The following is a 16721-nucleotide window of genomic DNA, read 5'->3' as shown; positions in this document are numbered from 1 at the left end:
AAAATAATGATGTAACATTAAAAAAGGAGGTATTATATGCAATTTACAAATACGAAATTTAATGGGGCCGTCGTTGATTTATCCCTTTTAACTGAGATTATGGAAAAGAACCATTTTGTACTAGCTGGACAGTGGGATTACGAAAGAGTTACATACGATTATAAATTTGAAATATTAAAGGATATTTATTACTTACGAGTGCGCGGAGTTGCTGTTGAAGGCGACATTGGCAGCAGACACGCTGAAGTAAAACTACTCCCTCCCTTATTAGGAAAACATTATTATCCTCACGGTGTTGAATATGGTGATGATGAGACTTTCCCAACAAATGTACTCCAAAAAAGCGAACAACTCCTACAAAATGTCGAAAAAGAGTTAAAAGAATTTCAAATTATTGAGTAAACCGAACAAGCGCATCAATATGATGCGCTTGTTCTATTTATCTTCCTTAAGAATGAATCGTCTTTTTAACTGGATACCCATAAATGGATCCATCTTTCACTTTAATCTCATCTTCCCAGGGAACTTTATACTTACCTTCAGCTAAATCTTTTACAAACGTATACGGGTTCTCTTTCACTCCACCAGGAGTCGCTACATATCCCCTTGAGCCTAAATTATATATATTATTTTCGAGCCCCCATCCTAATCTAGCCTGATCTGCTAGCTCTGGATATACTTCGGCAGTAACAATCTCCCAAGGGTTTCGGTGCCCCTGCACTAAAGTAGTCCCATCAAAATTACATACTTGTCCTTCACCAAAGTAATAAAATACACCATCATAACCCGCTAAGTTCACTGACAATGTATACATTAAATTTTGCCATGCATTTGAACGATTGGTTAACATCCATTGTTCACTAACTTGTGTGCTATATCCGGAAATACGGATCAAGACATTCGCACCTTTATAGGCTGCTTCACGGGCTACTTCAGGGAACATGCCATCATGACAAATACAAACAGCTAATTTACTCCCTCCAGGTCCATCACAAACAGGTAAGCCTAAATCTCCAGCTTTCCAAGGCTCGACCGGCACCCAAGGATTTAACTTACGATACTTCAAAATCATTTCACCCTGTGGATCAATAATAATCGCTGTATTATAAGGTTCTCCACCATCAGGATTTCTTTCCATTATAGAAAAAACACCATACACTTCAGATTCTTTACATGCCTCAGCAAATAAGTCTGTTTCTGGCCCAGGCACTGTACATAAAAACTCTTCTGTAGTCCATTTTTTTGTATTGAGCCCTTGTGTACTATATTCGGGAAATACTATTAATTCTAATCCAGGATAACCTGATTTAGTTGAATGAATTGTTTTTATGATTTGTTTAATTTGTTTATCAATGTCTGCACGTGACTCTACTACCGGTACTGGATATTGAATTAACGCTGTTAAAAAACCACTAATCGGCTTTACCATACTTCCGCTACTACCCATTTAAATTCCCCCTTAAAATAGTTCGTGTTTATTAAAGATAACAATATAAATTTGTAACTCTCTAAAAAACTTGCACTACATATGGAATTATTACGCATGAAAGCTAGTAGTAAATTTTATATCCACTTTTAGTATACGCCAACACTAACTTAACACGAAAAGATTGAAATTTCAATCTTTTATAAATACCTAAAGCTAAAACTAAAAAAGAAAAAGCATATGGAATCCCATACACTTTTTTACTTAGTCTGTAAATATGGCGGCAATTGTTGCAACTGCTCCTTATCCTTTTCGCGTTCTCTACGCGCCCATTTAAAGAATACATAGCCGATAATCGTACCGTACACTATTTCCTGGACAATTTTCATAATGATACCGCCCGTTTGTTGGTCTTGTACTACTGGCATCCAGTGCAAAAATTCTGGTCCAGTTATATTTAATTCTGATAAAGTTCCCGCAGGTACGCATAGTTCCATCGCTTTCATCCAAGCAGCTGAATCCGTATACGTTGCAAATAACGGTGCAGTTGCAAAAATTATTAATGCACAAGCTGGCGTTAATAATATACCGTTAGCAAACATATAACCAAGTTTCTTTATATCACTTAACGTTTGATATTCTGGTAACGGATTTAACATCGGCCACCACATCATGATTGCCGCAAAAAATAATATAGCGAGGCAAATCGGATGGGCAATTTGGCTTTGTTTTACTGCATCAAAAACAACTGGCAAATGATAAAAAGAAAACAGTCCATTAAATACAAACAATGCAATAAGCGGTTTAGCAAAAATTTTCAACACAATTTGAACTAGCTTAAAAGAAGTAATATAACGATATAACCAAACTGGTATACCAAGTAATAATAAAGGCGGAACTGCAATATACATGACTGCCATTTCAAACATATGTGCACTAAATATAATATGGCCAATTAAATCAATAGGTCCACCCTTTACAAAATACAAAAGAACAATTCCAGACGTAAAATAAAAAATTTGCTTTTTACTTACCTTCGTCGCATTTTCAAATCGAGTTCTATATGGTCCAATAATTAAGAAGTATCCAATAAGAATCGAAAGCATAAATAATAAAAAGAATGGACTCCATAAAGCTTGAAAGCCAAATATCCATAAGTTACTCATTGTCACCCCCACCTTCCTAATGGTTATCCTTCCACATAATGTGAAGAGGGGGCTGTGACAACACAAGCCCCCTTATTCTTCACTTTTCAAATCCACACGATTGTCATAAAAGCTAAAATTGTAATTAATCCTATTAACAGGCCAGAATACAGAAAGAAACTTGCAGCCTCATGCCCTTTATGGCTCATATGCATAAAATAATACAATTGAAAAATTACTTGCACCACTGCCAATAGTAAAATAAACGGAACAGAGAAGGTTGGACTAAAAGTTTTTGGATATGCTACCGCTACAAATGCAACTAATGTCAGGAAAATCATTAGCGCAAACGTAATAACTTGGTGCTTCATCTCCTCTGCACTTTTTCTCTTCCGATAAACAAGATCCACCTTAGGATTATTTGTTTGTCTTATCGCCATTGTTTATCCCACCATTCCCATTAAATATACTACAGTGAAAATAAACACCCAAACTACGTCAATAAAGTGCCAATAAATTGATGCAACATAAAACTTTGGTGCGTTGTATAAATTTAAACCACGCTTCGCATTTCTAAAGATTAATGTTAAAATCCAACACAATCCAAACAATACGTGAAGTCCATGTGTACCAACAAGAGCATAAAATGCAGAGCCAAATGCACTACTTCTCATAGTATGCTTAAATTCATGTGTATAATGATAAAACTCATATATTTCAAATCCCAAAAACCCTAAGCCAAGCAACACTGTTACAAGTAGCCAAAGTTGCATTTTCTTAAAATTAAAGTTTTTCATATGGTACATCGCATATACACTCGTTAAACTACTCGTTAATAAAAGCATCGTCATAATGAAAACGAGCGGCATTTGAAACATCTCTTGAGATGTTGGTCCACCATTTGTAGAGTTTTTTAATGCTAAATATGTGCCAAACAAGGAAGCGAACAATACTGTTTCGCCTCCAAGAAATAACCAAAAACCGACAAACTTATTTTTCCCCTCAAGGGTTGCTTTTTCAGGCTCTGCTGGAAATGTTTCATTCGTTAATTTTTCATCTACATGCATTATGCCTTGCCCCCCTTATCCTCTAAATCTTCCTTATGAATATGATATCCATGATCATCGACTACTGAACGAAGGAACATTGCGCCAAATGTAATGATTAAACCAATAATTGCTACTAATAACCAGAACTTATCTTTTCCACCTTGCATATACATTGCACCGAATGCCGCTATGAATAAGCCTAGAGAAATGATAAATGGTGAAAATGAAGCATTTGGCATATGAATATCACCAACTGGTTCCGCCGCCGTCATCTCTTTATTACCTTCACGTTTTTCAATCCAAAACGGATCTAACCCGCGAACAAATGGTAATTGTTTGAAATTATATTCCGGTGTAGGTGCTGGCATTGTCCATTCTAGTGTACGTCCATCCCATGGATCACGACCAGCCTTCTCTTTTGATACAGTTGTTTTTATTACATTGAATAGAAGAACAATCGTTCCAAGAGCCATAAACACAGCTCCAATAGAACTAATCATATTCCCCATTTCCAATCCTTGCCCCTCAAGATATGTGTAGTAACGACGTGGCATACCAATCAATCCAAGGAAATGCTGAATAAAGAATGTTAAATGGAAACCGATAAAGAATAACCAAAATGTTATCTTACCTAATGTTTCATTTAATATTTTATTAAACATCAGTGGCCAATAATAATGAGCCCCTGCAAGTAAACCAAATACAACACCACCGACGATTACATAATGAAAGTGCGCTACTACGAAATAGTTATCATGAAATTGATAATCAGCTGGTGCAGATGCAAGCATAACGCCTGTAACTCCACCCATTACGAATGATGGAATAAAAGCTACCGCCCACATCATCGGTGTTGTAAAACGAATACTTCCGCCCCACATTGTAAAGAGCCAGTTAAATATTTTAATACCTGTCGGAACCGCAATTGCCATTGTCGCAACTGAGAAAATAGCATTTGCAACTGGACCAAGGCCAACAGTAAACATGTGATGCGCCCATACCATGAATCCTAAAAATCCAATTAATACTGTCGCAAACACCATCGATGAATAACCAAATAATCGTTTTTTCGAAAATGTCGCGAAGATTTCTGAGAATATTCCGAAAGCTGGGAGTATAAGAATGTATACTTCCGGATGACCGAAAATCCAGAATAAATGCTCCCATATAATTGTGTTCCCACCTAATGCTGGATTAAAGAAACTTGTTCCAAATAAACGATCTAACATTAAAAGTCCTAATCCTACAGTTAACGGCGGAAAAGCAAATAATATAAGTGAAGATGTTACAAACGTTGTCCATGTAAACATTGGCATACGCATATACGTCATTCCTGGCGCACGCATATTAATGATTGTAACAAGGAAGTTAATACCTCCAATTAATGTACCAATACCTGAAATTTGCAAGCCGAGTACATAAAAATCAACACCATGGCCTTTAGAAGCTAAAGCTAATGATGCATAAGATGTCCATCCTGCATCAGGTGCTCCACCTAAAAACCAACTTAAATTTAAAAATACTCCACCAAAGAAAAATAACCAAAATCCGAGTGAATTCAAAAACGGGAACGCTACATCACGCGCACCAATTTGAAGTGGCACGGCGGCGTTCATAAATGCAAACACGAGTGGCATAGCTGCGAGGAAAATCATTGTTGTACCGTGCATCGTTAATACTTGATTATAAGCATCCCCAACAAGAAAAGCGTTGTTAGGAATCGCTAATTGAAGGCGAATAAATAGTGCTTCTATTCCGCCTATTATAAAAAACAATCCACCTGCAATTAAATAGAGAATGGCAATCTTTTTATGGTCTACTGTCGTTAAATAATCCCATATGACAGCACCCATCCCCTGTTTTTTTGCTACAGAGCTCACGTTTTCAACCTCCCCTTCGCGAATAATCCCTCTTTACTTTTCAATCTTTAACGTTTGTAAGTATGAATTTAATGCATCAATTTGATCATCCGTTAAGTTGCCATATTTACCAGTCATTTTATTTCCTGGCTTCATATTTTCAGGATCTTTCAGCCATTTTTTTAAGTTTTCTTCATTATTTTCGGCAATACCAGCAACCGTATCACGATCAGCAAAGTTTGCTAAGTTTGGTGCGATACGAGCGGAAGGTGGTCTACTATCATTAGATCCAACTGCATGACAACCAATACAGCTTTTATTAAATATTTCTTGGCCCTCTTGCGCCTTTGTTGAAGCTACTTCTTTTTTCCCATCAATCTTCTTCATATCAGCAAGCCATTTTTTGTACTCGCTTTCATCTAAAGCTTTCACTTTAAATTGCATTAAAGAATGTGACGGGCCGCAAAACTCTGTACAAAAACCATTATAAGTGCCCGATTTATCTGCCTTTAACCACATTTTGTTTACATTGTCTGTATTTGTATCCATTTTACCAGCTAAAGATGGAACCCAGAATGAATGTTTAATATCGGCACCCTTCAAATTCAAATACACTTTCTTACCTGTGGGGATAACTAAATCTTGCGAAGTTACTATTTTTTCTGATTTATAAGAAAATTCCCACCAATAAAGATTCGCTGTTACATCAACAACGATCGTATCTTTATCAATATTCTTTTTCTCCATCGCACTTACATCAGCAAGTTTGAATGTATATGTAACCGTCGGAACAGCTAAGATTAGTAAAAGAATAATCGGAATAACTGTCCATATAATTTCTAGTTTGTGATTCCCTTCAACTTGTTCTGGAATATAATCTTCCTGACCTTTCTTTTGTCGGAAACGCACAATTACATACAAGAAAATAATAGTAACTACTAGTACTACTCCTACCATGATCGCACTCGCTAGTAAGAGCAGATCATATTGCATTTTTGCTACTTCTCCTTGCGGAATTAAAGTAGATTGAAAGGCTTTACCGCATCCCCCTAACAGTAAAGCCAGCAGTGAAACGAACGAAAGCAGTCGCCACTGTTTCTTCATACAAACAACCCCCACTTTCCTTGTGAATTAGATTGTACTTTATAGTTAAGTAAAGTAAATCTCAACGTAAAGAAATCCAATTATGTCGTTGTCTTAGAAGAATGTAACTACAATCATTGATACAAATAAGATTGTTAAATAATTTAGGGAATAAACAAACATTTGTACGGACCATTTGATGTCATCCTTCTTACGGAAGCCATAAAATCCTAAAACGATCCATCCGATGTTAAGCAATGTTGCAAGTACCATAAATGTTATCCCAAGTCCACTCATATAAAATGGTAGTGGTAATAAACATACTGTCCAAATCATAATTTGGCGTTTCGTAATTTCAAATCCATGAACTACAGGAAGCATTGGAATTCCTGCATTTCGATATTCATCAACACGTTTCATCGCTAACGCAAGGAAATGTGGGATTTGCCAAATAAACATAATTAAAAATAACATCCAAGCAATTGGATGGCCTAAAGATGGATCAATTGCTGCCCATCCAATTAAAGGTGGAACTGCTCCAGAAATACTACCTACAACAGTATTTAGCGTATACTTTCTCTTTGTCCATAAAGTATATAAAACAACATATGTGAAGGCACCAATAAATCCCATTAATACTGCCATCGGTGTTGTTAATAATAAGAATACAAATCCAAGTAGTAATATAACTAGTCCAAATGTAAGTGCAAAACCTGGTTTATACTTTCCTGTAACCGTTGGACGGGTTTTTGTTCTTTCCATTAACGGATCGATGTCTCGATCAATGTAGTTATTTAAACAACATACCCCTGCCATAATTAATCCGGAACCAACGATTGTAAAAAATAGCTTATCCAGATTGTCCATCACACTTAATCCATTAAAGTGTAACGCCAACCAAAATCCTGTAAATACAGTAAGTGTATTTGAGTTTACAATCCCCATTTTAACGAGCGCTGATAAATCTTGTAACCGAGTTGTTTCGGGTACACTTGTTACAGCTGACTCATCATGCAGCTCACTTGTTGCATGGTTCATCACTTTAACCCCCTCTTAAAACTTTCATCTTTCTTTTTGCGCCTATTTCGAATGAAATAATTCGCTTCTATATAGCAATATTATTACAGTAGAAATATTGTTAACCCATTCTACTACTAATCTACGCCCATACTCCAATATATTAAATCATATTTCCCGAACATTTTGTGAAGAAAACATGAACTTTTTGTGTCGAATATAAAAAAGCTTACTTCTTACTTATCCTTATCATAACATGATGTTACTTTCTATAATAAACTATTTTGTCATATTTAACACGTATTCTCCCCATTTCTTTTCAAAATAGCCTATTTTCCTCCTAAAAATTCCCTTATAAATTCTATTTTCACACCCTTTTTCTCCCCTTTGTCTTCCCCCTCCATTTCTTTGCTATTTTATTATTTTTTATATATCATAGGAACTAGCGCGTTTTATTCTATACATAATGGAATGAAAATATTTCGCAATAACTTCATAGCAGAAAGATGGTGAAAGAGATTGCAACGCTTTATTAAATGGTTAGCAGTCATTACAAGTCTTGATTTATTAGTAGTATTATTAGGAGGCGCTTTAGTTACAAAAACAGGTTCTGGCCAAGGCTGCGGTAAATCATGGCCGCTTTGTAATGGTGAGTTAGTTCCATCTAATTTATCGATGGAAACTATTATTGAACTAAGTCACCGCCTTACATCAGGATCAGCAGGAATACTTGTCACTCTCCTTTGTATTTTATCCTGGAAGTATTATAAACATGTGCGCGAAACAAAAACGTTAGCAATTTTATCCTTCGTATTTTTAGTTGCACAAGCATTAATGGGAGCGGCAGCCGTTGTTTGGGGTCAAATGCCAGCTGTACTTGCTATCCATTTTGGTATTTCCTTAATTTCATTCGCTTCTGTTATTTTGTTAACGTGTCTTATTTTTGAAATTGATCAGAAATTTGATGCACGTTCACTTATTATGGATAAAAAAATGAAATTTCACATTTATGGTGTAACAATTTACAGTTATATCGTCGTCTACACAGGGGCTTTAGTACGTCACGAACGAGCTAGCTTAGCCTGTCCAGACTTTCCTTTATGTAGTAAAAATAGACCATGGCCGACTCAATTACATGAGTGGGTTCAAATGGGGCATAGAGCTGCAGCGATATTAATATTCCTTTGGATACTATACGCAATGATTATTGCTATTCGTCAATATAAGCAACAAAGCGTAGTATACTGGGGATGGATTATTTCCTTTATTCTTGTAACACTTCAAGCTATTGTTGGGATTTTAGTTGTATATACAAATGCTAGTTTAGCAATGGCATTATTACATTCCCTATTCATTTCTTGCTTGTTTGCTGTATTATGCTATTTAGTTATGTTAGGAACAAGAAGTAAAGTGAACGCAAAAGAATCCGAATCAACTTCTAAACAAACAAAATAATTTAAAACTAAAATCCCTTGCCGAATCGGCAAGGGATTTTTTGCAATAAAAAAAGAGCTGTATTTACACAGCTCTTTCCTTATTTTAGTGATCTAATTCAATAAGTAAATCACCCGTTTGAATTGCATCACCATCGTTAACATATACTTTCTTCACTTTACCATTGAACGGCGCTTGAACTGTCGTTTCCATTTTCATCGCTTCTGTAATTGCCATAGAATCGCCTTTTTTCACTTCATCGCCTTCTTTTACAACTACTTTAATAACCGTTCCTGGCATCGTTGCGCTAATATGGTTTGGATTTTCACGGTTTCCTTTCACACGTTGTGCAACTGTTGCTTTCACACTTTCGTCTTTCACAACAATCTCACGTGGTTGTCCGTTAAATTCTAAGTAAAGAATACGATTTCCATCCGGCTGAGGTTCTCCAATTGATACTAGTTTAACCATCAATGTTTTACCTTGCTCAATTTCCACATCAATTTCTTCACCAAGTCTCATACCATAGAAGAATGTCGGTGTATCAAGCACAGATACATTACCATACATCTCAGCAACTTTTTCGTAGTCCATAAATACTTTCGGATATAACGCGTACGCAACTACATCGAAAATCGTTACTTCGCGTCCAAGTTTATGGAATAACTCTTCTTTTAAAGCATCAAAATCTACTGGCTCTAACAATTCACCCGGTCTTACTGTTAACGGCTCTTTCCCTTTTAAAATAATCTTTTGTAATTCTTTCGGAAAACCACCGTACGGTTGACCTAAATCACCAGAGAACATTTCAACAACAGATCCTGGGAAATCCAAAGCATGTCCACGCTCTAAAATATCTTGTTCTGTCAAATGGTTTTGAACCATAAATAATGCCATATCACCAACAACTTTTGAAGATGGCGTTACTTTTACAATGTCTCCAAACATGTCATTCACACGACGGTACATTACTTTCACTTCATCGAAGCGATCTCCTAAACCAACCGCCTTTGCTTGTTGCTGAAGATTACTATACTGCCCACCCGGCATTTCGTGCATATATACCTCTGTGTGAGGTGCATTCATACCACTTTCAAACGGTGCATAGTATTTGCGTACATCTTCCCAGTAATGAGATAGTTTTTCTAATGAATCTATATTAACATCTGGTTGTCTTTCATTTCCGCCTAATGCGTAGTATAGTGTGTTCGCACTTGGTTGTGACGTTTGACCTGCCATTGAACTCACCGCTACATCGACAATATCAACACCCGCTTCAATTGCCTTCGTATACGTTAATATACCGTTTCCGCTCGTATCATGTGTGTGCAAGTGAATCGGAATCGATACTGTCTCTTTTAATGCAGAAACTAAATCGTATGCAGCATTAGGTTTTAATAAACCTGCCATATCTTTAATACCTAATATATGAGCACCTGATGCTTCTAATTCTTTCGCCAAGTTTTTATAATAATTCAAATCATATTTACTACGTAACGGATCATGAATATCTCCTGTATAACACATTGTCGCTTCTGCAATTTTGCCAGTATCTCGTACAGCATCAATCGCAACTCTCATACCTTCTACCCAGTTTAAACTATCAAAAATTCGGAATACATCAATGCCAGCTTGAGCAGAACATTCCACAAATTTTTGAATTAAATTATCTGGATAGTTTTTGTAACCAACTGCGTTTGAAGAGCGAAGTAACATTTGGAATAAAACATTCGGCATTTTTTCACGAAGATCTAGTAATCGTTCCCATGGATCTTCTTTTAAGAAACGATACGCAACATCGAACGTTGCACCGCCCCACATTTCCGCTGAGAATAAGTTCGGTAACATTCTCGCTGTCGGCTCTGCAATTTGATGTAAATCTTTTGTACGAATACGAGTTGCAAGTAGTGACTGATGCGCATCACGGAATGTTGTATCAGTTAAAAGTACACGTTTTTGATCTTGAACCCACTTTACTAATCCATCCGCTCCACGCTCATCCAAAATTTGTTTTGTTCCATTTTGTATCGGCTCTGAGTGTACTACATTTGGTATACGAGCATCCGGGAAAATTGGTTTCTCTTTTTTCCCTACTCCCGGGAAACCATTTACTGTTACTGAACCAATGTAATTTAACATTTTCGTTCCGCGGTCTTTACGTTTCGGGAATAAGAACAGTTCAGGTGACGCGTCAATAAACGACGTATCATATTCTCCTGATAAGAAGTTTTTATGTTTTACTACATTCTCTAGGAATGGAATATTTGTTTTAATACCACGAATACGGAATTCTTTTAAGTTACGTTCCATTTTTGCAGCAGCTTGTTCAAAAGTAAGAGCCCAAGTCGTAACTTTTACAAGTAAAGAATCGTAGTACGGTGTAATAACTGCACCTTGGAAACTATTACCTGTATCAAGACGAACACCAAAGCCACCGCCTGATCGGTACGCCATAATTTTTCCTGTATCCGGCATAAAATTATTTAGTGGGTCCTCAGTCGTTACACGAGATTGGATTGCAAATCCGTGCACAACCACTTCTTCTTGCTTCGGAACACCTACCATTTTACTATGTAATGCATGTCCATCAGCTATTAAAATTTGCGATTGAACGATATCCACTCCTGTAATCATCTCTGTAATCGTATGTTCAACTTGAACACGTGGGTTTACTTCTATGAAGTAAAACTCATCACCTTTTACAAGAAATTCTACCGTTCCTGCGTTTAAATAGTTTACATTTTTCGTTAACTTCACAGCAGCTTCACAAATACGTTGACGCAAATCATCTGAAAGCGAAACGCTTGGTGCGATTTCGACAACTTTTTGATGGCGACGTTGCACAGAACAGTCACGCTCGAATAAGTGAACAACACTGCCTTCTTCATCTGCTAAAATTTGTACTTCTATATGTTTAGGTTTTTCAACGAATTTTTCAACGTATACTTCATCATTACCAAAGGCTGCTTTTGCTTCTGATTTCGCGCGATTATACGATTCTCTTAATTCTTCACTAGCTCGTACTATACGCATACCTCGACCGCCACCACCAAGGGACGCTTTAATAATAATCGGGTAATCATACTTTTCAGCAAACTCTTCGACTTCTTCTATTGAATCTATTGGGCCATCACTACCAGGAATAACCGGAATTTGTGCTAGCTGCGCTTGTGTTCTTGCTTTCACTTTATCTCCAAACATATCTAAATGCTCACTTTTCGGACCAATAAAGATAATTCCTTCTTCTTCACAACGTTTTGCAAATTGGATATTTTCTGACAAGAAACCATATCCAGGGTGGATTGCATCTACATGATTGCTTTTCGCAATCTCAATAATGCCCTCAATATCTAGATAAGCATCAATTGGCTTTTTCCCTTCCCCAACTAAATAGGACTCATCGGCTTTATAGCGATGATAAGAACCGCTATCCTCTTTAGAATAGATTGCAACTGTTTTTAATCCAAGTTCCGAACAAGCTCGAAACACACGAATTGCAATCTCTCCACGGTTAGCTACCAATACTTTTTGAATACGTTGCAGCTTTGTCATGATTTTCCCCCTCTACTTTCCTACCACTTTAGAGATAAAATATATACACACCATAAAAAGCGTGAAGTTCTTCACTTTCCACATTATATTATACTTAGAAAGTTTCACTTTATTTTTATCCATCATACCTTATTTTTTAACAAATGATAAGTTTTCTGTGCAATTTGTTTCACAAAAATAGTATAGCATACCTCTTCCTTTTCGAACAACCTAATTGTATATCACATTTGTTTTAATGTGATATATTTTTTGGATATAAAAACAATTAATATATCACATTTGAAATTACTTTAAATAAAAAAACACATTGTGCTCTACAGCACAATGTGTTTTTATTTTACAACTACAAGATGCGGTCCACCTTGTTCTCTTTCTTTAACTAACTCATTTTGTTGTTTTTCTTGTCTTTTCACATGACTAGCAATATTCAATAATATCCCCATCGCAAGTAGATTGGCTAACAAGGAACTTCCGCCGTAACTAACAAAAGGTAACGGTACCCCAGTAAGCGGTATTAATCCAGACATACCACCGACATTGATAAACGTTTGAACTCCAAACAAACTTGCAATTCCGATGGCTATTAAGCTTCCAAATGGATCTGTACACTTTTGCGCCACTCTAAATGAGCGAATGATAATTAACAATAAACAGATTAAAATGATAGCTACACCTATAAAGCCTAGTTCTTCAGATATAATCGCCATAATAAAATCCGTTTGTGGCTCTGGTAAGTAACCATACTTTTGTATACTATTCCCTAATCCTCTACCATTTAACCCGCCTGAAGCAATTCCAATAAATGAATTTATTAATTGAAATCCATCCTTTTGCGGATCGCTAAATGGATCCAGAAAAACTGAAAATCGCGCTTTTTGGTATGGACTTAATTTATAATTCCCAATAAAATACAACATCGGGACCCATACTATAGACGTTAATAAGAATCTTTTTATCCATAAATTAACACTAACTCCTGAACAAAGAAACATGATTCCTACCGTTCCCGCAATTAACATATCAGTACCTAAGTCATTTTGCTTTAAAATTAAAAACATAATTAAACCAATACCTAAAAGTACCGGTCCCGATCCTTTGAAAACGGACGTATTTGTTTCTTGCCTTTTCGCAAAAAAATGAGCCAATACGAGAATAACTGTTATCTTCACAAATTCCGCAGGCTGTATTCCAAATATCCATCCGTTTGCACCGTTTACTGACTTAGTGAAAAAGGCAGCTGCCGCTAATAAGGCAACACTAGCACCGTAACTCCCCAACAAAAAAATTCGTTTTCTCCAAACTTTATATGGGATAGTAGCCATAATTATTAATACCATTGTCCCAACAACTAAAGTAAGTAATTGTCTTTTAAAAAAGAAATTTGCTGGTTTATCAAACCGCGAAATCGCAACAATGGAACTAGAACTATATACCATTATGACTCCCAGCACACATAAAATAACAAGAGGAAGTAATAATGAATAATCCATTGATTTCCATATTCTTTTCATTTCATTTCCTCTCTCTGTTTCAAATTAATTATTGTTGTATTCCATATGTATATACGTTCTTCCTGCTTTATTATACAAATAAAAAGCTCAAACTGTTTTAGTTTGAGCCCCCTTATTTGAACCCGTTATTGTTGTTTGTTTGTAAATGCTTCATGAAGTGCAGATAACTCACGTTCGAGCTCTCCTAACATTGCTTTCCCTTGCTCTTCTGCAATAAGACCAAGGCGAACCGCAAAATCGACCTCGCGGGATAGTCCAAACATTTGTGTGTCTAAAACTTCTTCATATAATGGACATTGCGGCATTGTAAGATGGTCCATTTGCACCTTAATAAGTCTTAAAATCTTCTCTGCATCCGCTTGTAGAAGGGCTAGTGCCTTTTCCTGATGATTTGATACTGTCTCAGACGCCAAATTGATTCCCTCCGTTTCCGTCCTACTCTCTCATATCTATTAATATTAGCGATAGTTTTAATAAATTGCAATAGAAACATTTTTTGTGACAACAGTGTCTAATACTATTATACTGAAAAGTGGGAGTATAACACAAATGGGGGAACAACAATGAGCGAAATTTTATTTATTAATGGAAAAGTACGTTTTCCAATCACTATTGATCCAACTGTTTGGATTTTTGACGATCGAAAAGTAGATTTGACAACTTACTTTGATGAAACTAGAGAAAACACGTCTGAACTAGAAGCTTACTTAAAGAACACTTCAGAACATTGGGATCGTGAAATCCGTGATGGTGCTGCCTTCCCGCCAATACAACAAAGTGTAAAGAAATATAAAAAAGAACAGCTGATTACTGGGACATTTGGTATACCATTTCATCCATTTCTTGCTAACGCCGAAATTTTAGAGGACGCTATGCAAGTTGAAATTGAAACAGTAGATACTACCATTACACTACCATTAGAAACGGTCAACAAGGCCATTCTTGGTTTTTCAAAAGAAGGAAAACCATTAAAAGAGGACGGACCTGTACATCTATATTTCAATGATGGATCTAATAGACAAAATCCAATCCGTAACATCCGTAAATTCACAATTATTTAACGAGTATACTAAAAAAAGGAGTGAGCTGAAGCTCACTCCTTTTTATAATAAATCCGCTGCTAGTTGAGCTAAATTCGAGCGCTCTCCTTTAACAAACTTTACATGACCACTAATACGTTGCTCTTTAAATTTCTCGACAACGTATGTTAAACCGTTATTATATTCATCTAAATATGGATGATCGATTTGCTGAGGATCTCCCATTAATACAATCTTACTTTTCTCTCCTACTCTCGTTAATATCGTCTTCACTTCATGCTTCGTTAAATTTTGTGCCTCATCAATAATAATGAATTGGTCTGGAATACTTCTGCCACGTATATAAGTAAGAGCCTCTACTTCAATCGAACCCATTCCAGCTAAAATAGCATCTAATTCCCCTGGCTTTTTCGTATTAAATAAATACTCTAGATTATCAAAAATCGGCTGCATCCATGGTCTTAACTTTTCTTCTTTTTCTCCTGGTAAATAACCGATATCTTTTCCGACTGGAACAATTGGTCTTGCAACAAGTAATTTTTTATATAACCCTAAATCTTCCGTTTGCATTAATCCCGAAGCTAACGCAAGTAACGTTTTTCCTGTACCAGCTTTCCCCGTTAACGTTACAAGCGGAATATCTTCGCGAAGCAACAATTCTAATCCCATTATTTGCTGCACGTTTCGTGGTCGTATCCCCCACACTTGCTCATTGTGAAAAATAAGTTTCTTCACCTTCTTACCTAAGTGATCTACAATGCCAAGTGCAGAACTAGAACCCCCAAGTGCATCCTTCATTACCACAAACTGATTTGGATAAAAAGGATGATTTGCAATTTCAGATAAAGGTAATTCACCTTTTTCATAAAAATAATCCAATTGTTCTTTTGATATATACCCTTCTAAAAAACCTGAATATATATTATCTACTTCAATTACGCGATCACTTAAATAATCTTCAGCCTTCAATCCAATTGCATCAGCTTTTACCCTTACGAGCACGTCTTTACTTACTAAAATAACAGACTTCCCGTCCTCTTTTTCTTGTTCTTCTAAAGATAGATTTTTCGCTACTGCTAAAATTCGATTATCATTTGTTTTTTCTACAAAAATATCTTGTAGTTGAACAAATGAACGATGATTTAATTCAATACGAAATGTACCGCCGTTTTCTAGCGGAATACTTTCATGCAGCTTTCCTATTTCACGAAATTTATCTATTAACTTAGATACATAACGAGCATTTCGTCCTACTTCGTCCATATAACGTTTCTTCGAATCAACCTCTTCTAATACAACTGCCGGAATCACTACTTCATTGGTTTCAAATGAAAAAATAGATAAAGGATCCTGCAAAAGTACATTCGTATCTAACACATAAATTTTATCCAACCTGTTACCCCCTGACTCCACTTTTAAATTTGTAGAACAAGGGTTTCATCCATAAAATATGGACGAACCATTGTTATAATTATATGTACCGTATAAACGAGGTAGAATCGAAAATTATAGCAATTAAACCTTTTCTTTATTTTTTATTCATTTCTATTCAATATATTACTTTTAATTTTAATTATTAACGTTAAATCACAATAACTGATTCCA

The 16721-nt window shown here is 36.0% G+C and carries 14 protein-coding genes; 3 read left to right on the top strand and 11 right to left on the bottom strand.

The features are described from left to right. Positions 1 to 36 precede the first annotated feature (36 nt). Entirely contained in the window at positions 37 to 402 is a 366-nt protein-coding gene (locus tag JDS98_RS17560) for a YugN family protein (protein ID WP_001160935.1), read from the top strand. 46 nt (positions 403 to 448) lie between these two features. Here the strand turns inward: JDS98_RS17560 and JDS98_RS17555 are convergent, their stop codons facing one another. The 7 genes from JDS98_RS17555 to ctaB all read right to left on the bottom strand — a co-directional run bounded on the left by JDS98_RS17555 (position 449) and on the right by ctaB (position 7600). After that, the gene (locus JDS98_RS17555) at positions 449 to 1447 is read right to left on the bottom strand and encodes a formamidase (protein WP_000535796.1); all 999 of its coding nucleotides are present in this window, start codon (positions 1445 to 1447) and stop codon (positions 449 to 451) included. 239 nt (positions 1448 to 1686) lie between these two features. After that, positions 1687 to 2592, bottom strand: a complete 906-nt coding sequence (gene ctaG / locus JDS98_RS17550; protein WP_000069006.1) for a cytochrome c oxidase assembly factor CtaG — start codon at positions 2590 to 2592, stop codon at positions 1687 to 1689. Between the two features lie 86 nt (positions 2593 to 2678). Continuing rightward, positions 2679 to 3011, bottom strand: coding sequence for a cytochrome c oxidase subunit IVB (gene ctaF, locus JDS98_RS17545; protein ID WP_001007827.1), 333 nt, complete (start codon positions 3009 to 3011; stop codon positions 2679 to 2681). A 3-nt stretch (positions 3012 to 3014) separates the two neighbouring features. Continuing rightward, positions 3015 to 3638, bottom strand: coding sequence for a cytochrome c oxidase subunit III (ctaE, locus tag JDS98_RS17540; protein WP_000557861.1), 624 nt, complete (start codon positions 3636 to 3638; stop codon positions 3015 to 3017). After that, a complete protein-coding gene (gene ctaD, locus JDS98_RS17535; protein ID WP_170957719.1) occupies positions 3638 to 5473 on the bottom strand; it encodes a cytochrome c oxidase subunit I in 1836 nt (611 codons plus the stop codon). The genes ctaE and ctaD overlap by 1 nt, the downstream gene beginning before the upstream one ends. 60 nt (positions 5474 to 5533) lie before the next feature. Continuing rightward, positions 5534 to 6583 (bottom strand): cytochrome c oxidase subunit II, encoded by a 1050-nt coding sequence (gene coxB, locus JDS98_RS17530; RefSeq protein ID WP_097956937.1) that lies wholly within the window; start codon positions 6581 to 6583, stop codon positions 5534 to 5536. Between the two features lie 93 nt (positions 6584 to 6676). Then, positions 6677 to 7600 (bottom strand): protoheme IX farnesyltransferase, encoded by a 924-nt coding sequence (gene ctaB, locus JDS98_RS17525; RefSeq protein WP_001015063.1) that lies wholly within the window; start codon positions 7598 to 7600, stop codon positions 6677 to 6679. Positions 7601 to 8098: 498 nt separating this feature from the next. Between ctaB and ctaA the strand changes: the two genes are divergently transcribed. Next, positions 8099 to 9034: a heme A synthase gene (gene ctaA, locus JDS98_RS17520; protein ID WP_001188753.1), complete on the top strand. Its 936-nt coding sequence runs from the start codon at positions 8099 to 8101 to the stop codon at positions 9032 to 9034. Between the two features lie 84 nt (positions 9035 to 9118). On the opposite strand, the gene pyc is transcribed toward ctaA, so the two are convergent. From pyc to JDS98_RS17505, 3 genes are all read right to left on the bottom strand, one after another. Then, the gene (pyc, locus tag JDS98_RS17515; RefSeq protein ID WP_098911560.1) at positions 9119 to 12565 is read right to left on the bottom strand and encodes a pyruvate carboxylase; all 3447 of its coding nucleotides are present in this window, start codon (positions 12563 to 12565) and stop codon (positions 9119 to 9121) included. A gap of 332 nt (positions 12566 to 12897) precedes the next feature. Then, positions 12898 to 14076: an FtsW/RodA/SpoVE family cell cycle protein gene (locus tag JDS98_RS17510; RefSeq protein ID WP_097880922.1), complete on the bottom strand. Its 1179-nt coding sequence runs from the start codon at positions 14074 to 14076 to the stop codon at positions 12898 to 12900. Between the two features lie 125 nt (positions 14077 to 14201). Further along, positions 14202 to 14489, bottom strand: coding sequence for an Fpa/YlaN family protein (locus JDS98_RS17505; RefSeq protein ID WP_000135695.1), 288 nt, complete (start codon positions 14487 to 14489; stop codon positions 14202 to 14204). Between the two features lie 150 nt (positions 14490 to 14639). Between JDS98_RS17505 and JDS98_RS17500 the strand changes: the two genes are divergently transcribed. Beyond that, the gene (locus tag JDS98_RS17500; RefSeq protein ID WP_001289791.1) at positions 14640 to 15137 is read left to right on the top strand and encodes a hypothetical protein; all 498 of its coding nucleotides are present in this window, start codon (positions 14640 to 14642) and stop codon (positions 15135 to 15137) included. Positions 15138 to 15179: 42 nt separating this feature from the next. Here JDS98_RS17500 and JDS98_RS17495 read toward each other — a convergent pair whose 3' ends face one another. After that, entirely contained in the window at positions 15180 to 16508 is a 1329-nt protein-coding gene (locus JDS98_RS17495; protein ID WP_000358079.1) for a PhoH family protein, read from the bottom strand. Positions 16509 to 16721 lie beyond the last annotated feature (213 nt).

The sequence above is a fragment of the Bacillus cereus group sp. N11 genome (genome assembly GCF_016483605.1).
In the GTDB taxonomy this organism is placed as follows: Bacteria; Bacillota; Bacilli; order Bacillales; family Bacillaceae_G; genus Bacillus_A; species Bacillus_A toyonensis.
Note: the sequence above shows the minus strand (reverse complement) of the source record. Positions and strands in the feature narration are given on the sequence as shown.

Bases quoted from the DNA above. Each gene is read 5' to 3' on its own strand.
- JDS98_RS17500 (WP_001289791.1), top strand. From the start codon at position 14,640: ATGAGCGAAATTTTATTTATTAATGGAAAAGTACGTTTTCCAATCACT.
- JDS98_RS17560 (WP_001160935.1), top strand. From the start codon at position 37: ATGCAATTTACAAATACGAAATTTAATGGGGCCGTCGTTGATTTATCC.
- coxB (WP_097956937.1), bottom strand. From the start codon at position 6,583: ATGAAGAAACAGTGGCGACTGCTTTCGTTCGTTTCACTGCTGGCTTTA.
- ctaE (WP_000557861.1), bottom strand. From the start codon at position 3,638: ATGCATGTAGATGAAAAATTAACGAATGAAACATTTCCAGCAGAGCCT.
- ctaF (WP_001007827.1), bottom strand. From the start codon at position 3,011: ATGGCGATAAGACAAACAAATAATCCTAAGGTGGATCTTGTTTATCGG.
- pyc (WP_098911560.1), bottom strand. From the start codon at position 12,565: ATGACAAAGCTGCAACGTATTCAAAAAGTATTGGTAGCTAACCGTGGA.
- ctaD (WP_170957719.1), bottom strand. From the start codon at position 5,473: ATGGGTGCTGTCATATGGGATTATTTAACGACAGTAGACCATAAAAAG.
- ctaB (WP_001015063.1), bottom strand. From the start codon at position 7,600: ATGAACCATGCAACAAGTGAGCTGCATGATGAGTCAGCTGTAACAAGT.
- JDS98_RS17555 (WP_000535796.1), bottom strand. From the start codon at position 1,447: ATGGGTAGTAGCGGAAGTATGGTAAAGCCGATTAGTGGTTTTTTAACA.
- ctaG (WP_000069006.1), bottom strand. From the start codon at position 2,592: ATGAGTAACTTATGGATATTTGGCTTTCAAGCTTTATGGAGTCCATTC.
- JDS98_RS17510 (WP_097880922.1), bottom strand. From the start codon at position 14,076: ATGAAAAGAATATGGAAATCAATGGATTATTCATTATTACTTCCTCTT.